This window comes from Pseudoalteromonas sp. 0802 (assembly GCF_013350085.1).
Lineage (GTDB): Bacteria > Pseudomonadota > Gammaproteobacteria > Enterobacterales > Alteromonadaceae > Pseudoalteromonas.
In genome coordinates this window covers 1-17,516 of sequence record NZ_JABVXE010000025.1, presented here as the reverse complement: position 1 = coordinate 17,516, position 17,516 = coordinate 1, and the positions used below count along the sequence as shown (strand labels likewise).

General features: G+C 41.4%; 20 protein-coding genes and 1 pseudogene. 10 read left to right on the top strand and 11 right to left on the bottom strand.

What is annotated here, in order from left to right:
* Position 1: 1 nt before the first annotated feature.
* From hpf to mgtE, 5 genes are all read left to right on the top strand, one after another.
* Complete coding sequence (gene hpf, locus HUS61_RS19480) at positions 2 to 289, top strand: ribosome hibernation promoting factor (protein WP_036971325.1); 288 nt, start codon at positions 2 to 4, stop codon at positions 287 to 289.
* Positions 290 to 292: 3 nt separating this feature from the next.
* The gene (gene ptsN / locus HUS61_RS19475) at positions 293 to 745 is read left to right on the top strand and encodes a PTS IIA-like nitrogen regulatory protein PtsN (RefSeq protein WP_054561106.1); all 453 of its coding nucleotides are present in this window, start codon (positions 293 to 295) and stop codon (positions 743 to 745) included.
* A complete protein-coding gene (gene rapZ, locus HUS61_RS19470) occupies positions 746 to 1,591 on the top strand; it encodes an RNase adapter RapZ (RefSeq protein WP_054561107.1) in 846 nt (281 codons plus the stop codon).
* 13 nt (positions 1,592 to 1,604) lie between these two features.
* On the top strand, positions 1,605 to 1,877 hold the full coding sequence (locus tag HUS61_RS19465) for an HPr family phosphocarrier protein (protein ID WP_054561108.1): 273 nt from the start codon (positions 1,605 to 1,607) through the stop codon (positions 1,875 to 1,877).
* Between the two features lie 211 nt (positions 1,878 to 2,088).
* Positions 2,089 to 3,447, top strand: a complete 1,359-nt coding sequence (gene mgtE, locus HUS61_RS19460) for a magnesium transporter (RefSeq protein ID WP_054561109.1) — start codon at positions 2,089 to 2,091, stop codon at positions 3,445 to 3,447.
* A gap of 38 nt (positions 3,448 to 3,485) precedes the next feature.
* Here the strand turns inward: mgtE and HUS61_RS19455 are convergent, their stop codons facing one another.
* Together HUS61_RS19455 and HUS61_RS19450 are read right to left on the bottom strand one after the other, a co-directional pair.
* Positions 3,486 to 5,663 (bottom strand): YgiQ family radical SAM protein, encoded by a 2,178-nt coding sequence (locus HUS61_RS19455; protein ID WP_175083485.1) that lies wholly within the window; start codon positions 5,661 to 5,663, stop codon positions 3,486 to 3,488.
* A 121-nt stretch (positions 5,664 to 5,784) separates the two neighbouring features.
* Positions 5,785 to 7,980 (bottom strand): annotated as a pseudogene (locus tag HUS61_RS19450) (EAL domain-containing protein).
* Between the two features lie 259 nt (positions 7,981 to 8,239).
* Between HUS61_RS19450 and HUS61_RS19445 the strand changes: the two are divergent.
* A complete protein-coding gene (locus tag HUS61_RS19445; protein WP_258536050.1) occupies positions 8,240 to 8,746 on the top strand; it encodes an SRPBCC family protein in 507 nt (168 codons plus the stop codon).
* The gene (locus HUS61_RS19440) at positions 8,715 to 9,602 is read left to right on the top strand and encodes a TIGR03899 family protein (RefSeq protein ID WP_175083484.1); all 888 of its coding nucleotides are present in this window, start codon (positions 8,715 to 8,717) and stop codon (positions 9,600 to 9,602) included. The genes HUS61_RS19445 and HUS61_RS19440 overlap by 32 nt, the downstream gene beginning before the upstream one ends.
* Before the next feature lie 33 nt (positions 9,603 to 9,635).
* On the opposite strand, the gene HUS61_RS19435 is transcribed toward HUS61_RS19440, so the two are convergent.
* The 9 genes from HUS61_RS19435 to HUS61_RS19395 form a co-directional block, all read right to left on the bottom strand.
* Positions 9,636 to 10,403 carry a TIGR04219 family outer membrane beta-barrel protein gene (locus tag HUS61_RS19435; RefSeq protein WP_062566535.1) on the bottom strand — a complete coding sequence of 256 codons (768 nt, stop codon included), beginning with the start codon at positions 10,401 to 10,403 and terminating at the stop codon, positions 9,636 to 9,638.
* Between the two features lie 4 nt (positions 10,404 to 10,407).
* On the bottom strand, positions 10,408 to 11,394 hold the full coding sequence (locus tag HUS61_RS19430) for a DUF2333 family protein (protein WP_062566536.1): 987 nt from the start codon (positions 11,392 to 11,394) through the stop codon (positions 10,408 to 10,410).
* A gap of 8 nt (positions 11,395 to 11,402) precedes the next feature.
* Positions 11,403 to 11,909, bottom strand: a complete 507-nt coding sequence (locus tag HUS61_RS19425) for a copper chaperone PCu(A)C (RefSeq protein ID WP_175083483.1) — start codon at positions 11,907 to 11,909, stop codon at positions 11,403 to 11,405.
* An 80-nt stretch (positions 11,910 to 11,989) separates the two neighbouring features.
* On the bottom strand, positions 11,990 to 12,316 hold the full coding sequence (locus HUS61_RS19420; RefSeq protein WP_054554146.1) for a hypothetical protein: 327 nt from the start codon (positions 12,314 to 12,316) through the stop codon (positions 11,990 to 11,992).
* A 9-nt stretch (positions 12,317 to 12,325) separates the two neighbouring features.
* Complete coding sequence (locus HUS61_RS19415; protein WP_054554145.1) at positions 12,326 to 12,532, bottom strand: PspC domain-containing protein; 207 nt, start codon at positions 12,530 to 12,532, stop codon at positions 12,326 to 12,328.
* A gap of 10 nt (positions 12,533 to 12,542) precedes the next feature.
* On the bottom strand, positions 12,543 to 13,217 hold the full coding sequence (locus HUS61_RS19410) for a PspA/IM30 family protein (RefSeq protein WP_175083482.1): 675 nt from the start codon (positions 13,215 to 13,217) through the stop codon (positions 12,543 to 12,545).
* A gap of 236 nt (positions 13,218 to 13,453) precedes the next feature.
* Entirely contained in the window at positions 13,454 to 14,431 is a 978-nt protein-coding gene (gene dusA, locus HUS61_RS19405) for a tRNA dihydrouridine(20/20a) synthase DusA (protein ID WP_175083481.1), read from the bottom strand.
* 236 nt (positions 14,432 to 14,667) lie between these two features.
* Complete coding sequence (locus HUS61_RS19400; RefSeq protein WP_175083480.1) at positions 14,668 to 15,090, bottom strand: hypothetical protein; 423 nt, start codon at positions 15,088 to 15,090, stop codon at positions 14,668 to 14,670.
* Between the two features lie 155 nt (positions 15,091 to 15,245).
* Positions 15,246 to 15,866 carry a MarC family protein gene (locus HUS61_RS19395; protein ID WP_055020798.1) on the bottom strand — a complete coding sequence of 207 codons (621 nt, stop codon included), beginning with the start codon at positions 15,864 to 15,866 and terminating at the stop codon, positions 15,246 to 15,248.
* A 94-nt stretch (positions 15,867 to 15,960) separates the two neighbouring features.
* Between HUS61_RS19395 and HUS61_RS19390 the strand changes: the two genes are divergently transcribed.
* The 3 genes from HUS61_RS19390 to HUS61_RS19380 all read left to right on the top strand — a co-directional run bounded on the left by HUS61_RS19390 (position 15,961) and on the right by HUS61_RS19380 (position 17,358).
* The gene (locus tag HUS61_RS19390; RefSeq protein WP_054554141.1) at positions 15,961 to 16,395 is read left to right on the top strand and encodes a transcriptional repressor; all 435 of its coding nucleotides are present in this window, start codon (positions 15,961 to 15,963) and stop codon (positions 16,393 to 16,395) included.
* A 73-nt stretch (positions 16,396 to 16,468) separates the two neighbouring features.
* Positions 16,469 to 16,936 (top strand): chemotaxis protein CheX, encoded by a 468-nt coding sequence (locus HUS61_RS19385; protein WP_175083479.1) that lies wholly within the window; start codon positions 16,469 to 16,471, stop codon positions 16,934 to 16,936.
* Positions 16,933 to 17,358, top strand: coding sequence for a secondary thiamine-phosphate synthase enzyme YjbQ (locus tag HUS61_RS19380; protein ID WP_054561120.1), 426 nt, complete (start codon positions 16,933 to 16,935; stop codon positions 17,356 to 17,358). Before HUS61_RS19385 ends, HUS61_RS19380 begins: the two co-directional genes overlap by 4 nt.
* The last annotated feature ends 158 nt before the right edge of the window (positions 17,359 to 17,516 follow it).

Here is a 17,516-nt window from a genome sequence, read left to right as displayed (position 1 = left end):
TATGCAACTAAATTTAACTGGTCGTCATGTAGAAATCACAGATTCATTAAGAGACTATGTAAACACCAAGTTTGCAAAACTAGAAAGGCATTTTGACCATATTAATAATGTTCATGTCATTCTAGATGTAGAAAAATTAAGCCAAAAAGCAGAAGCAACTTTACATGTAAACGGAGGCGAATTGTTCGCTTCTACAGAACATCAAGATATGTACGCAGCCATTGACTCACTGATCGATAAACTTGATCGCCAAGTCATTAAACACAAAGAGAAATTAGCTCGACATTAAATTATGAAACTAAGTTCACTTACTAACCAGGACTGCAGCAAAGCTGCGGTCCTTTTTAATAGCAAAAAAAGAATTCTTGAATATATCAGCGAACTGGCCCACCAGCAGCTTCCTCATTTATCGCAACAAGATATCCTAGATGCTTTACTCAACCGAGAAAAACTAGGTAGCACCGGCATTGGCCGAGGTATTGCTATTCCACATGGCCGAATGAGCGGCGCAGATGAGCCTCATGCATTTGTGATAGTGAGTGAATCCCCTATTAATTTTGATGCAATTGATAATCGTCCAGTTGATATTTTTGTGGCACTCATCGTACCAGATGGTGACTGTCAGCTTCACCTAAAGACCTTATCAACAATTGCTGATAGACTTAAAGATAAAGAATTTTGTAAACAGCTGCGTAGTGCTACTACCGATCAGCAACTGTTTCAGGTCATATCAGCAGAGGCATAAATGGAATTAATAATTATCAGCGGTCGCTCAGGCTCAGGTAAATCGGTCGCTTTACGAGTACTTGAAGACTTGGGCTATTATTGCGTTGATAATATTCCGGTTAATTTACTGCCTTCGCTCGTACGTAGTGTGTCTGATAACTACGATAAAATAGCGGTCAGCATCGACGTGCGTAACTTACCGAAAGAGCAGCAAGAATTTAATGATATTCTTGAGTACCTGCCAGGTTTCGCAAACCCAACACTATTCTATTTAGACAGTGATGACCAAACTCTGATCAAGCGCTTTTCAGAAACACGCCGCTTGCATCCACTATCTATTGATTCTTTGCCGCTTGATCTGGCCATTAAACAAGAAAAAATCCTGCTTGATGTGTTGATCACTCGCGCTGACTTTATGATTGATACCACTGATCTGAGTGTTCATCAGTTAGCAGAATCAATTCGCGAAAAGATTTTAGGTAAAAAAGATAAAAAGCTGATTATTACTTTTATGTCGTTTGGCTTTAAGCATGGTATTCCAAAAGAAGCTGACTACGTTTTTGATGCACGCTTTTTACCTAACCCACACTGGGAACCTGATTTAAAGCCACTAACAGGCCTTGATCAACCAGTAAAAGATTACCTAGCTAGCCACAGCATAGTGCAAAAGTTCACGTGGCAAATACAAACCTTTGTGCAAACTTGGTTGCCACATTTAGAGCGTAATAACCGCAGTTACCTGACCATTGCTATTGGTTGTACCGGCGGCCAGCATCGCTCTGTTTACTTAGCGCAAACAATTGGTGAGAGCTTTGCCAAAAGCCATGCTAATGTAAAAATTCGCCACCGCGAACAAGACATTTAATTAGGCACCAACAATGCACGCTGAAGATACCTTTTTAATTCAAAACAAACTTGGCTTACATGCTCGTGCTGCTACTGTTTTAGCGCAATTAGCGCTGCAATTTGATGCCAAAATTACGCTTTATCAAGATGATAAAGAAGCTGAAGGCGACAGCGTGTTAGCATTAATGCTACTTGAAAGTAGTCAGGGTAAAGAAGTTCGCGTTGTGTGCGAAGGCCCTGACGCCGATGCTGCATTAACGGCAATCGGCGAATTAATTGCACAACGCTTCCACGAGCAAGAATAGCATTTGCTAAGACTTCAGGGTTTACGGTAAACTTAATTCGGATATTTAAAATTCCCTTTAAATATCCTACTTTTATATCGCTCGCTTTTCTAAATTACAAAACTCTTAATAAATTTATCGCAGTGCGACGATATCTCTGCAAATACACTACAAAGCAACTATGCTGTATTTGCTTAGCCTATTTAAACTTTTTTCAGTTGTAAGGACGCCAATGCCAGAAGCCTTTGAACAAGATTACCCACTACAACAACTCAAACAAGTGACCAAGTCACTCAATAGTGGTCAATTTGTTCAAGTGCGCGGTATGTTAGCCAAAACGGCACCTTGTGATACAGCCCTTTTACTTGAATCTTCTCCCCATAAAATTCGTCGTATGCTTTGGCAGCTGGTTGATCCAGATGTCCGTGGTGATGTTCTAGAAGAACTCTCTGAAGATGTACGTCTTGGCATTATTGCCCAGATGGAGCCTGAGCACATTGCTGCTGCCACTGAAGATATGGACGACGATGACTTAGGTGAGGTTTTACGTAGTCTTCCTGATACCGTATATCAAGACGTTGTCAGTGCCATGGACTCGCAAGATAGAGAGAGAGCTACTCAAGCACTTTCTTATCAAGAGCGCTCAGCCGGTGCCTTGATGAACAGCGATACGGTCACCATTCGTCCTGACGTTACCCTAGATGTTGTACTGCGCTATTTGCGCTTACGAGGTGAGCTACCAGAAGGTACCGATGACTTATATGTAGTTGATAAGCATAACTGCTTCTTAGGTGCGCTTTCATTAACTACATTGCTGACCAGCCCATCAGATAAAATTGTTCGTGATTTAATGGATGAAGACTGTGAGTCAATCCTAATCTCTATGGATGAAAGTGATGTGGCGCAACTATTCGAACGTCACAACTGGATTTCAGCGCCTGTTGTGGATGATAACGCTCACTTGCTTGGTCGTATTACCATCGATGATATCGTTGACGTAATCCGTGAAGATGCAGAGCACAGCATGCTTAGCCTCGCTGGTCTTGACGACGAAGAAGATACCTTTGCGCCAGTGCTAAAAAGTTCACAGCGTCGCTCTATTTGGCTTGGGGTTAACTTATTAACCGCACTTTTAGCAGCCATTGTGGCAAGCTTTTTCGAAAACACCTTAGCAATCTTGCCTATTTTAGCGGTACTCAATGGTATCGTCCCTTCAATGGGGGGTGTTGCGGGTAGCCAAACCCTAACTCTGGTTATTCGTGGTATAGCGGTTGGTCATATCAACCAAACCAACCAACGCTTCTTATTACTTAAGGAGTTAGCGATTGGCGCACTGAATGGCATTATTTGGTCGATATTAATTGCTGGTGTGGTTGCCCTATGGCAGTGGGACTTTAAACTCGGTGCAGTGCTGGCCTTTGCAATGTTTATGAATCTTGTTGCCGCTGGTATTGCGGGTGCGAGCATTCCATTAATTCTTAAGAAAATGAAAATTGACCCAGCCCTTGCAGGGAGCGTAGTGCTGACAACCGTCACTGATATTGTTGGTATCTTTGCCTTTTTAGGCACCGCGACTTGGTTATTGATCTAATATAAAAACGGCCCTTAAAGGGCCGTATTTATATCTATTTACTTTGCGCGCTGCTTATTTTTACCCACTCTAGGTTTGGTATTGGCCTTTTTAAATTGGCTAAACCCGGTGTGACGCGTCAGTGCCGCACGGCCTTTTCCACCTTTACCCTGCGCCGCTTTTTCATTACGGCCTTCTTCAGGTACCAAGCAGTTTGGCCCTTTACCGATTAGATTCGCTTTCCCCATTTTTCTTAGAGCTTCGCGGATCATCGGCCAGCCAGCTGGATCGTGGTAGCGTAAAATCGCTTTATGTAAGCGACGCTGACGCGCACCTTTTGGTACTGGCACTTGTTCAGTATTGTTTTTAATATTGCGCAACGAGTTCATCTCTGTGTGATAAATCGTGGTTGCATTAGCCATCGGCGATGGATAAAAGTTTTGTACTTGATCAAGTTTAAAGTCATGAGCCTTTAGCCACAGCGCCATGTTCACCATGTCTTCGTCTTTTGTTCCTGGGTGAGCAGAAATAAAATACGGGATCAAATACTGCTTTTTACCCGCTTCTTTTGAGTATTTATCAAATAGCTCTTTAAACTTATCGTAAGCACCCATGCCCGGCTTCATCATCTTAGATAATGGTCCATCTTCAGTATGCTCAGGGGCAATTTTTAAGTACCCGCCTACGTGATGGGTAACCAACTCTTTAACGTAGCGTGGATCTTCAACGGCTAAGTCATAGCGTACGCCAGACGCGATCAAAATTTTCTTCACACCTTTTACATCACGGGCTTTTTTATAAAGCTCAATGGTTGGAGTGTGATCCGTGTCCATATGCTTACAGATATCAGGATAAACACATGATAAACGACGACACGTGCTCTCTGCCTTTTTGCTCTTACAGCGTAACTTATACATATTCGCTGTCGGTCCGCCTAAGTCAGAGATAACGCCTGTAAATCCCGGCACCTTGTCACGAATTTGCTCAATTTCATCAATAATTGATTGCTCAGAACGGCTTTGAATAATGCGTCCTTCGTGTTCTGTAATCGAACAGAAAGAACAACCACCAAAGCAACCACGCATGATGTTCACCGAGGTTTTAATCATTTCATAGGCTGGGATTTTTTCATCACCGTAACTTGGGTGCGGAATGCGCTGATAAGGCAAACCAAATACGCCATCCATTTCTTCGGTTTCAAGTGGAAATGCTGGCGGGTTAACCCAAATAGAACGGTCGCCATGGCGTTGAAATAACGCACGTGCACAACCTGGGTTGGTTTCTTGGTGCAAAATACGCGAGGCATGAGCATAAAGCGGTTTATTCACGCTTACTTGCTCATACGCTGGAAGCTTAACGTAGGTCTTTTCCCAAGGCTTAGGGCGCGCAGGCTGAATAGTGATTGGCTTAGCCGCCTCAGCACTTAAATCGATTCCCGCTTGTTTAAATTCAGACTTACTACAACCCACATCATCTGCACCGTACGGGTTTGGAATTGGATCAATCTTACCAATTTTATCAATTGCAGTTGAGTCACTACCACGCCAACCCGGTAATGGTTCTTTACGAATAACCGCAGTACCACGAATATCTTGGATTGTCTCAACCGACTCACCCGCAGCAATACGGTGGGCAACTTCAACAAGTGGGCGCTCAGCATTACCGTAAATTAGAATGTCAGCTTTGGCATCAAACAATACGCTGCGGCGTACTTTTTCTTGCCAATAATCATAATGAGCAATACGGCGTAAGCTCGCCTCAATTCCACCAATAATCAGCGGCACATCTTTATAAGCTTCACGACAGCGTTGGCTATATACAACCACCGCACGGTCTGGACGTTTACCACCTATATTACCCGGTGTGTAAGCATCATCATGACGCATACGCTTTTCAGCAGTATAACGGTTGATCATCGAGTCCATATTACCCGCTGTAACACCAAAGAATAAGTTAGGCTTGCCTAACGCCATAAAGGCATCTTTTGAATTCCAATCAGGCTGCGCAATAATACCCACACGAAATCCCTGTGATTCAAGCATACGACCAATCACAGCCATACCGAAACTTGGGTGGTCAACATACGCATCACCACTAACAATGATCACGTCACAGCTATCCCAACCTAACGCGTCCATTTCTGCACGAGTGGTTGGTAAAAATGGCGCCGTGCCATAGCATTCAGCCCAATACTTAGGGTAAGAAAACAGGCCTCGCTCGGCTTTTAATGCGCTCATAAAGTGTACTCTGCTAACAAAAGGGGCGAATTATACCTCAGTCTTATAGATTATTATAGAAAACAAAACGCCCTACATATTGAAGGGCGCTGTTTAATTAGTATGCTTTTGTCCAAACTAGCTATTGCTTAGCTTGCAGGTAGGTAATTAACTCTTTTTCTGGCATAGGCTTAGCGTACATAAAGCCTTGCACTTCATCACAGCCAAGCTGAGCTAAATAATCTGCTTGCGCTTGGGTTTCGACTCCTTCAGCAATGGTTTTTAAACCTAACCTTGCACCAAGAGAAATAATTAATGCGGCAATCGCCTGACAATCTTGACCTGGTAAGTCTTTAATAAAATCACGATCAATTTTGAGTCTGTCTAATGGCAGTTTTTGCAAGTAACTTAATGATGAGAAGCCGGTACCAAAGTCATCAATCGCAATCTCGATACCAAACTCTTTGAGCTCTTTTAAAGTTGTGATCACATTCGTAAGCTCATCCATAACCACGCTTTCGGTTACTTCAAGTTCAATATACTGCGGCTTTACATCGTACTAAATTAAAGTGTCTTTAACCTGCTGCGCATAGCCTTTAACTTTAAATTGTGGCACAGACACGTTTACTGCAATGCTAATTGCAAAACCCATCGCTTCTAGGCGTTTTTGCTGCATACATGCTTGCTCTAGCACCCATTGACCAATTTCAACAATTAAACCAGCATCTTCGGCCATAGGAACGAAAATCGCCGGAGAAATATACTGACCATTTCCTGAAGGCCAACGCAGCAGCGCTTCACAACCTATAATTTCGAGGGTATTTAAATCAAGTTGCGGTTGAAACCACACTTCTAATTTACGTTGCTCAAAATCTTGGCGAAGCTGCCTGATGATCCCCAAACGCCATGCCATCTGCTCTTCCATATCTGGGGTATACGTCACCACCATTTCAGAAGATTGTTTTTTAGCTTGGTTTAACGCAATGTAACCGAGTTTTAAGGTCTCGATCCCGGCTTGCTGGAAATCACCTTGGTAACATAAACCGATTTTAAAATTGATTGGTAAAATGTGTTCACCAGCATTGAACGGCAAACTTAAATGCTCACGAAGTAACTCAACGTCACATTCAGCAACTGGTAACAGTAAGCCAAATACATCTGCACCAATGCGCGAGAGCAGCTCAGCATTTGGGTATTCTTGTTGCAGCCTATCAACAATGGCATTAAGTAATAAGTTACCTATTTCTTGGCCTAAGCCATTGTTAATATCTGAGAATTGCGCAACATCAATTAGTAAAAATACAAAGTCGCTTTTACCCGGCTGATAGTAACGCTCGACTTTGTTCATAAAGTCATTACGATTTGATAAGCCAGTTAAAATATCTTTATATGCAGCATCACGCAAACGGTTGAACAACCTGACATTATCAAGACCAACACTCACATTAGTTAAAAAGATTTCTGCAAATTGTAGTTGCGTAGGACTTGGCGTGTGCTCTGTTTCTATGTAAATCGCTGCTTGCCGATTTTTGCTTTTTAATAAATAGGTACTGTCTACATCAGTATGCTGATGATCGCCTTGCGATAGGCAATTATTCACTTGCATGATGATACGACCATCATCAAGCTGCTCAATACCCTGGCCAATAAACTCATTATATTCAGCACAACCACCTAAAACATAAACCTGATTGTCATCTTCAATAGAACCACACAGTAAACCTTGCGGTTCGCAATCTAAAATAATTGAGAGCTGCTTAATCACTGCCATTGAAAAGGCTTTGATATCAGTAAAACCAAGAATAGCCTTAGATGCATACAAAATATTATTTAACGCGCGGCTTTGAAATTCGAGCTGACATACTTGCTCATAAGAGCGAATAGCAGTAACCAGGGCGGTGATAAGTTTACTACGTGTAAGTTCTGTTTTTGTTTTGTAGTCGTTGATATCGTATTCGCGGATCACTTTTTCTTCAGGTGCATAGCCTGGTTGTCCGGTACGTAAAATAATGCGCACATTGTGATTATTGAGGCACTCTCTAACCTGCTTTACAACTTGCAAGCCAGCATCATCTGACTCCATAACCACATCAAGGAGTATTACCGAAATCGAATGGTCATTTTTAAGTAATTCGAGCGCTTCTGCACCTGAGTAGGCATGGTGGAATCGCAGCCCTTTATCCCAAAACTCAACGCCTGAGAGGGCAAGCTTAGTAACTGAATGTATTTCTGGATCATCATCGACAATTAATACGTCCCAAAAATCAGAGACAGTTTCATCCACTAACTGTTCGTCATCTTGGTCACTAAACAAAAAGTCGTTACTCTCTGATGCCATTAATAATTCCTTAGAGTGATCCCCGTAATACTGTAACTATGGCGCCACTCCATTTTACAGCGATGCTCAAAATTCTATCACTTATTTAACTATGATACATTAGTGATAGCTTATATAGTATCAAACAGATTATAGTCTATGTTACGTATAATGTTATGAAAGTTATAAAACAATTGCCTGAGGTGAGATTATTAAAATACTCATTTTTACCCTAAAAGCGATTTTTATCAGCATTCTGATCTCACTTGTGATTGGGCTCATGCTTTCACCGCAATATACCGTTCACAAATCAATTAAAGTGAATGCGAGCAGTGCTGAGGTTGCGAGCCTTGTTGGCGACTTTAATCAATGGCCCAAATGGCAACCATGGCAGGCTGTCGACCCGAGTATCGAATTTACCATTGCAGAACCTAGCCAAGGAGTAGGTGCACATCAATTTTGGCAAAGTCGCTTTGGCGAAGGTGAAATGACCATCACCCAACTCGACAACAGCCAGCTTTCATTTAATATCTTATTTAATAAAGAACACATTGCCCAAGGCACAATTCGCTATTTACCTGAAGGCGATAACATTAACATTGAGTGTTCATTAAAAGGTGAGGTCAACACCCCTATTATTGGTGGCTACCTTGCTTTACTAAGCCAGTATATTCTCAATAACACAGTAAAACTGGCGCTCAATAACATCAAAACTCATGCGCAGTTAGCAACAACAGGCAAGGACAGTGTGACCGATGACAGTGAAAGCAGCTCAGGCAAGAGTTAATCTTGCTAATATCATAGAAAACCAGCTTGGCTACCCGATTCATAAGGCATCATCGGCTAGGATCAACCATACTGGTGATGACAGCTACTCAGCACAAGGTCAACAGCAGTTAGCTTATCAAATTAAAGCGCAAGCAAGCCTTTTAGAGCGCGCCCAAACTCGCCAAGAAATTCAATTCATTAAGCGCCAAGAAAATATCGAAACCATTATGGCGATGGCTATGGCGTTTTGCCCCGATGTCACGGGCCAACAACAACCAGATTTTGATTGGATAGAGCGCTTTATTAGTTTATGTGAAGACACAGCTAATTCTTCAATGCAAAAGCTATGGGCAAAAATACTCGCAGGTGAGACCGTGTCACCGGGCACCTTTTCGATTAAAAGCTTACAAACACTTAAACACATGACACAGCGCGAAGCAGATGCCCTTCAGCGCTGTACATCACTGTGTGGCTTCAATGAAAAAGATAACAGCCACTTAATTTTACTTGGCTTTTACAAGAAGCCTTCGCTGTTTGATTTACTTAGAAAAGGTAACAAGGTGTCATTTAATTTAGGGAAAACCCCTGTTAGCTTTCCTGACATTCTTACCCTGATGGATATTAACTTGCTGTATCGAAAAGAAATCGAATCAGCTGTTTTAAAAGCTGGCCAAGAACTGGTGCTGAGCTTTATGAATCAACGCTTGGTTTTAAAAGCAAAAAGTAATGACTTAGTACTCAGTTATTATAAATTTACACAAACGGGCGACGAGTTAAGAAAGCTAATCGCATCGCCAATAAATAAGGCTTATAAGCAGATACTTTCAACATCATTAGAAGATGAATTTGAAGTTAGCTGGCAAGCTTTAAAATAAAGCTGCCAGCTAAATATAAACCGAAAAACTCGATTAGAAGTGGATTTGAATACCCGCAAATGGGCCTGATGCATCTAAATCTGTGTAGATATCATCAATATCATCAAGCTCTAAAGTCATTGAGCGGTAACCCGCTTTAATGTCCATATCAATTGCTAAGTTATCAAGTAAAGCGTATGCAACACCCGCTTGGTAGTCTTGAATTTTGCTATCGTCGATAGCCAGTAAGCTACCTTCAAAGAATACGCTTAAACCTGTTAACGGCAAGCCAACTTCAGCACGACCATACACTAAAGGTACGAAACCAGAAAAATCAACGCGCTCAGTTGTACTTGGGCCACCTTCTTGCGAAGTACCCGTTACCGTAATTTCACCGTCAAATTGTTTAGCGTTTACACCTAAATCAATTGAAACCAAATCATTATCAAAGATTTCGTAATATAGGATGTAGTCAACATGTGATAAATCACTCACTGTGCCTACTTGTGTGCCTACAACGTAATCAGAACCACCAAAACTAAATGTTTCATCAAGTGTTGTATCACCATTTAACTCAAGTTCAGTGTATTTTAGTTTAATGTTTGGTACTAACGGCACTGGGTGCTCAAGTGCTGCGTAGTAGCTCGTAAACGTTTCATCATCAAATTTAAAGCTTTGTAGATTTCCGTCTTGAGCAAAACTACCGCTGTTATCTGATTGCCAGCCATCAACACCTAGGTATAAACCTAATAATGTATCAGCTTGCGCTGTTGGAGCTAAACAGGCCATTGAAAGGGCAGCTGCTAAACAGTACTTTTTCATCATTTTATCCTTGCGCTAAAAGTTCGCTAAGTTCAATTAGAGCCGCATTGGCTCGAGAAATATAATTCGCCATGACCAATGAGTGGTTAGCTACAAAGCCAAAGCCACTGCCATTTAAGATCATTGGGCTCCACACCGTTTCTTGTGTGGCCTCTAATTCACGAATAATTTGTTGCAGACTAACACGGGCATTTTTCTTTTCTAAGACATCAGCAAAATCATATTCAACCGCTTGTAAAAAGTGCAGTAATGCCCACGTTGCACCACGCGATTCATAAAACACATCGTCAATTTGCCACCAAGATGTTTTCACTTGGCTTTGCAAAGGCGTGTATGTTGCTTGATGAGCCGCAGTATCGCCAGCTAAATCAGTATTCAAACGATCTTGACCAACACTTGCACTTAAACGCTGGCTTAAACTACCTAAACGCTTTTCAGCTTCTTTTAGCCAACCACGTAAGTTATCTGCACGGGCATAAAACTGGCTATCTCGATCGTTCTGATCCGCAATTTGGGTACGGTATACAATAAGTAAATCAATACCCTTTTGATATTCAGTTTCTGCGCTAGGCCATGCCCATGCTACCGAGCTTATATTAAATTGCGGCTGTGCTTTTTTAAGAGCTTCGTGCTCAGTTGATTGAGACTGTGAACGACTGAAGTCTTTACGCATCGACAACACTAAATCTCGGGTCATCTCAAGCGCGCCGTATTCCCACGCCGGCATGTTATCCATCATTACACTTGGTGGCATCATATCGTTAGATAAGTAGCCGCCAGGCTTATTTAATAATGTACTTGCCACATTGATCAACGTAGTTGTTGTTGTGTAGCCGGTGACAAACTTTTCACCGCGCATTTGCGCTTCCTGTTTTGCCTTGCTAACAACATCCATACGAGCTGGTTCACTACTCCAGTAAACAGCAATCGCGTAAAAAATAATTAGTATAATAAGTAATGCACTGGCTATTTTTCCTTTATGCTCAGACATAATACCTCCTAGTGATGTGAGTGCTCTTTACTTTTTTTTGATGCCTGCTCAGACATTTCTTGTAAAGACACAACCTTGGCTTGAGTAAAAACTCGATTGCCATCATTAAAATATAGCGTGAGTTTTCGTTCTTGCCCTGCTTTTAGTTGATCTTCAGGTTCAAACACCATTAAGTGATAACCACCCGGTTTAAACTCAACACTGCTGTGACCATCAATCTTTAATGATAAAACCTGTTCCATTTTCATCATGCCATCAACATGAGTATGCTGATGAATTTCAACACGTCCTAAACCATTAAGCTCAGCTTTAGTTAATACCGTTGCATGCTCACTTGGGTTAGTAATAGTTAAATAAGCCACGCTGGCTTTACTGGCTGGTAAAAATTCACGTACCTGCGCATTGCTTACGGTTACTTCGGCAACATCGCTATGATCATGGCCACTATGGGCAGATAAAAAAGTACTAAAGAATAAACTTGCGGTAAGAAAAGAGAGTGCGGGCCACAGTTTCATTATGTTTTAATCCTTGTTAAGACATTAACTTACCCGCTAAATTTAGCATATTTTATGTATTAAGGCAGTTTATTAGTACCTTAAGCTGGCGATTTTTTGTTATCGGCAATCAACCAGCATAATGCTGCGATTAGTAAAAGTGGCCATGCAATCATTACTGAGCCAAATAAAAACGCAAGCACAACACCAATCAAAGCAACAACACCTGCGCCTAGCAGCCCAATAGTGAATAGCGCAACACCTGCAACGACGGCAATGACTGCCACTATTGCACCGATGACCTCAAGCCCAGCCCAACTCATATCAGCAATTGATAAAGGTAATTGCCATGAGTCAAACGATACAAATGAAACCGCATCAGTGCATAGTAATAACATTGCCAAAATGATGATAGCTAACGTTTTCATGCTCTACTCCTAGTAACCTTTCACGGGTAAAGTGCAATGAGCCACTAAATAACCCACACCTATTAACAGCGGCATTTGAATAAGTAATATGATCATGACCAGACGTGTTGACCATACAGGGAAGCCCAAGCGCGCAGCGAGTCCGCTACATACACCCGAGATCTTTTTATTACTCAGATCACGGTACCAACGTGTCGATGTGTGATAAGTATTCATTATTAACCTCCTAAGCCGACTGCTTCATCGTTGCTTTCAAGTCAGCAAGCTCTTTATCGATTGCTTCATCTTTCTCAAGGGCAGCGAATTGTGCTGCTGTTGAATTTGCAGCACCAGTTTGTGTCAGTTCATACGCCTCAACTTGCGACTCAATGTTTTCAACGCGCTGCTCTAAGTAGTCAAAACGCGCTAATGCATCTTCAACTTTACTGCTATGCAGCTGCTCTTTTACTTTTAAGCGTGCTGTAACAACGCGTTCTTTTTGCATGTAAGTCAGCTGTTTGGCCTTTGCATCTGCAAGCTTGTTTTGTAAACGCTGACAATCTTCTGTCAATTTAGCGAGTGACTCTGCCACTTTATCCATTTCAGCTTGTTGCGCTTCGATTTCTGTCGTTAAACGCTGCTTTTCAACTAATGCTGCTTTGGCAAGATCATCACGATCTTTACTCAACGCTTTTTCTGCTTTCGCTTGCCAATCAGCTACTTTCGCTTCTTTTGCAGCAATTTCACGCTTCATTTGCTTTTCTTGCGTTAAGAATGTCGCAGCAGTTGCACGGCATTCAGTCAGTGCATCCTGCATTTCTTGCACGAGTAGATTAAGTAACTTTTCAGGATCTTCAGCTTTGTCTAATGCTGCAGAAAGGTTTGCCTGAATAATGTCATTTACGCGATTTAATACACCCATGTGACTCTCCTGTTGATTATTGGGTTAATACAGCTAGGAGATTCCAATTCTTGTGCCAACTAACGAATAAATTAAATTTGTTATTTAGATACAATAAGTTGAGTCAATTGAATTTAGATTTAGGCTGACTAGTGACTGAATGAAAAATAACTAATTTGACTAAAAAATTAACTTTTTCACTAAATTTTAGGATCAAAAAAAGCCACAAAATGTGGCTTTTTTAATAGGGTAAATGATTAGGCTTCTGGGACAAAACTTAAGGCTTTATCCATAACAGATAAATCGGCCGCTTTACCATGGCCTTTTTCTGAAAGGTGGCGTCTAAAACCACGCGCACCAGGTTGGCCTTGAAAAATTCCCAACATATGGCGAGCTATATGCCAAAAGTTAGCGCCTTTACTCATTTCGTCTTCAATATAGTCGTACATCGAGCGTACAACCTGATGACGACTTAGCGTAAAGGCTTCATCACCATAAATGTTTTCGTCAACCTCAGACAAAATAAACGGATTACTATACGCCTCACGACCAATCATAATGCCATCAACATACTCAAGGTGAGCTACGCTATCAGCAATTGTTTTCACGCCACCATTTAAGCTTAAGTGAAGTTGCGGATAATCTTTTTTCAACTGGTAAACCCGCGGGTAATCAAGAGGTGGGATCTCACGATTCTCTTTTGGGCTTAAGCCATTTAACCACGCTTTACGCGCATGAATAATAAAGTCATCACAGCCAACATCATGACTCGCTTCAATTAAAGCACATAAAAACTCATACGAGTCTTGCTCATCAATACCAATGCGAGTTTTAACAGTAACAGGAATAGTCACCTCGGCCTTCATTGCAGCAACGCAGTCAGCAACCAGTTTAGGCTCAGCCATTAAACAAGCACCAAAACGACCATTTTGTACACGATCAGACGGACAGCCGACATTTAAATTTACTTCATGATAGCCGCGCTCCGCCGCTAACTTTGCACACTTAGCCAACGCTTCAGGATCTGAGCCACCGAGTTGCAATGCCACTGGCCCTTCATGCTCATTAAAGTGTAAGTAATCGCCTTTACCAAATAAAATAGCGCCGGTTGTCACCATCTCTGTATATAGCACAGAATGCTTAGTCATTTTGCGGTGAAAGGTTCGACAGTGACGATCAGTCCAATCTAACATGGGTGCCACGGAAAAACGGCGGTTTAATGTCGTTGTGCTCATAACATGGCCCCTTTAAAGATCAATGCATTTACTTGCAACTTAAATTACCTAATACGATTAACGCTTAATATAGCGATGACACATACCCTTTAGGTATGCACCGAAATGAAAAATTGCGACCATTATACCACCGAAGCTGGCTCGCGGCATGGCTTAATCGAAGATCAGATGATGAAAAGAGGCGAAGAAGTGTACTGCAATCTCACTTCTTTGATGAATAAGGTAAAATGCTAAGTCTACATTTTTACTTTACTTAGGAGATGTTCAAGGTTTTGGCCCGTAAGCTCCAAAATCGTAATTTCAAGCTCTTTGTAGTCCTCGTTTTTCAGGTTAACTAACTTAGCACCCACTGCAATTCGCGCTACTTTCTCAACGGGGTCCATTTCGACAATTTCAATTGATGCACGCGTATCATGATCTTTTGATTGCACATAATATTCACTAAAGAAGGTAGCATCTGCACGTACATTTGGATTACTGTCAGACACAGACTGCAGGAGCGTGCCTTTCTTTAAATCACTTTTACGAAGTGAAAAGCTGTATTCCGCCACATTGGCATGACCAACAATTACGGTTACTGCGCTTTCACCATTAATTTTAAAATCATGATCTGTTACTTCAATGACTTTTAGCTTACCACTATCATAGGTCGGCTCCATGCAAGCACCTAAACTAAAAATCAGAAAAACAGATAAGACGACATTTTTGATTAGCATTCTTTGTTCCTTAAATTTTGTATTGCCTTCTTTAAAGTTAGATAAAAGAAGGCAATTATTCAAAGTTTAAATCACTGAAAATGCACTTTAAATTAAAACTAGCCAACAACACTCAAACCAAAGTAGTGAGCGATACCGCCTAAAATATTAGTCACCGCTACTGACGATAAAATTAAGCCCATCACCCGACTAATAATACTCGCGCCACTATCACCAATTAACTTATGAACATGCGTGGCAAGTAGTAATAAAACCAGCACGATGACTAGTACTGAAAGCATAATTGATGAGGTTATAAGCTGCTCATACCAAGTGTATTCGGTATTTCGAGTCATCAGTACTGCACCAAGCATGGCACCGGGGCTGGCAATAGAAGGAATCGCCAAAGGGAAAATAGCGGTTTCGGTGCTATCTCGAACACTTTTGATTTCTGTTTCTGGTTTACTTTCACCGAAGATCATCGACAGAGCAAACAGTAATAATACGATACCTCCGGCAATCTGAAATGCCGAAAGTGGAATATTGATCGCGTTTAAAAGTAATTCGCCCGCAACAACAAAAAATAATAGCACCAGTGCCGAAACGCCAACCGCTTTTAATGCAACTTTACGCTTAAATTTGGCGTCATCCCAGCGTGTAACAGCAATAAAAACAGGCACGGTCCCGATAGGATCAATGACGGCAAAAAAGAAAATGAATGCAGCTAGCAATTCACTCATTAAGAAAACTCCCTGAAAACGTGTTAGCGAATAAAAACACTGCAACTACAATACAGTATGTTAGTATATCACGGTAGCGTAAGGATAAGAGAAGATGAATATAGAATCACTCGTCAGTAAAGCAAAACAAGTATGCGATAATCGTGGTGCACGTTTCACACCTATCCGTGAAAAAGTATTCCGCCTGTTAGCTAGTGCGCAAGGTGGTGTGGGTGCTTATGACTTATTAGAACAACTCAAATTAACTGAGTCAGGCGCAAAACCTGCCACTATTTATCGAGCGCTCGATTTCTTATCGGAACTTGGCTTTATTCATAAAATTGAAAGCACCAACTCATTTATGTTGTGCCATCATTTTGATCACATTCACCCTGTACAGTTATTAATTTGTGACAGCTGTGGTTATGTAAAAGAATTACATTCAACAGTAATTTCTCATGAACTTAATAACTTAGCTGCAGAAAGTGGATTTATTGTCTCAGGACAAACAATCGAAGCGCACGGTAAATGCGAAAAATGCAAAGAATAAGTGCGGTGTTTGAAACAACCACTACACTTAAAGTATGATTAACGGCATTTCGAAACCTAAGGGAAAATAAATAATGAATGTGGAGTTCATCAACCCTTTTTTATCATCATTATTAAATGTATTGAGCACTATGGCTCAAACAGAATTAAAGCCGGGTAAACCTAGTTTAAAGAAAGACGAACTAGCCCGTGGCGATGTATCAGGTTTGATTGGTATGGTTGGCCCACAAACTAAAGGTTCACTTTCAATCACCTTTGATGAAAATCTAGCACTGACGATTATGGAAAGAATGCTAGGTGAACGCCCTGATGCGGTGAACGAAGAAGTAACCGACATGGTAGGTGAAATTACTAACATGGTAACAGGTGGCGCTAAAAACCTACTTGGCGAAAAAGGCTATGAGTTTGATATGGCGACGCCAGTTGTAGTGTCTGGTAAGGGACATACAATTGCACATAAATGTGAAGGCGCTAAAGTGTTAATTCCATTCACGTCTGCTGATGGTAACGCCAATATTGAAGTTAGCTTTGATAAACTATGAGCTGGCAGCAAAAAACCATTCAATTGAAGCCTCGCTCACGAGGCTTTCACATCATTGATGACGAGCTACTTCGTCAACTTCCAGAGATAGCACAATACAAAGTCGGCTTATTACACCTATTCATTCAACACACTTCTGCAAGCTTAACTATTAACGAAAATGCAGATCCTACAGTAAGAATGGATATGGAAAGTCACTTCAATCATTTTGTGCCAGAACGACAAAGTTATTACCGCCATGATTATGAAGGTGATGACGACATGCCAGCCCACATAAAAAGCAGTACATTAGGTGCTGAGCTCACTATTCCAATTAACCAAGGCCGTTTAATGCTAGGTACTTGGCAAGGTATCTATTTAGGTGAACACCGAGATCATGGTGGCGCTAGACGTATTATCGCGACCGTTCAAGGCCAGATCTAAAACTAGCTGTAAGCATAAGCTGTAAGCAAATCTTGGTATTAACTAAATTATTTAAGAAAGTGTTTTTGGAATTTTTTAGAGATTGGAGCGGCACACGAGGCTCGAACTCGTGACCTCAACCTTGGCAAGGTTGCGCTCTACCAACTGAGCTAGTGCCG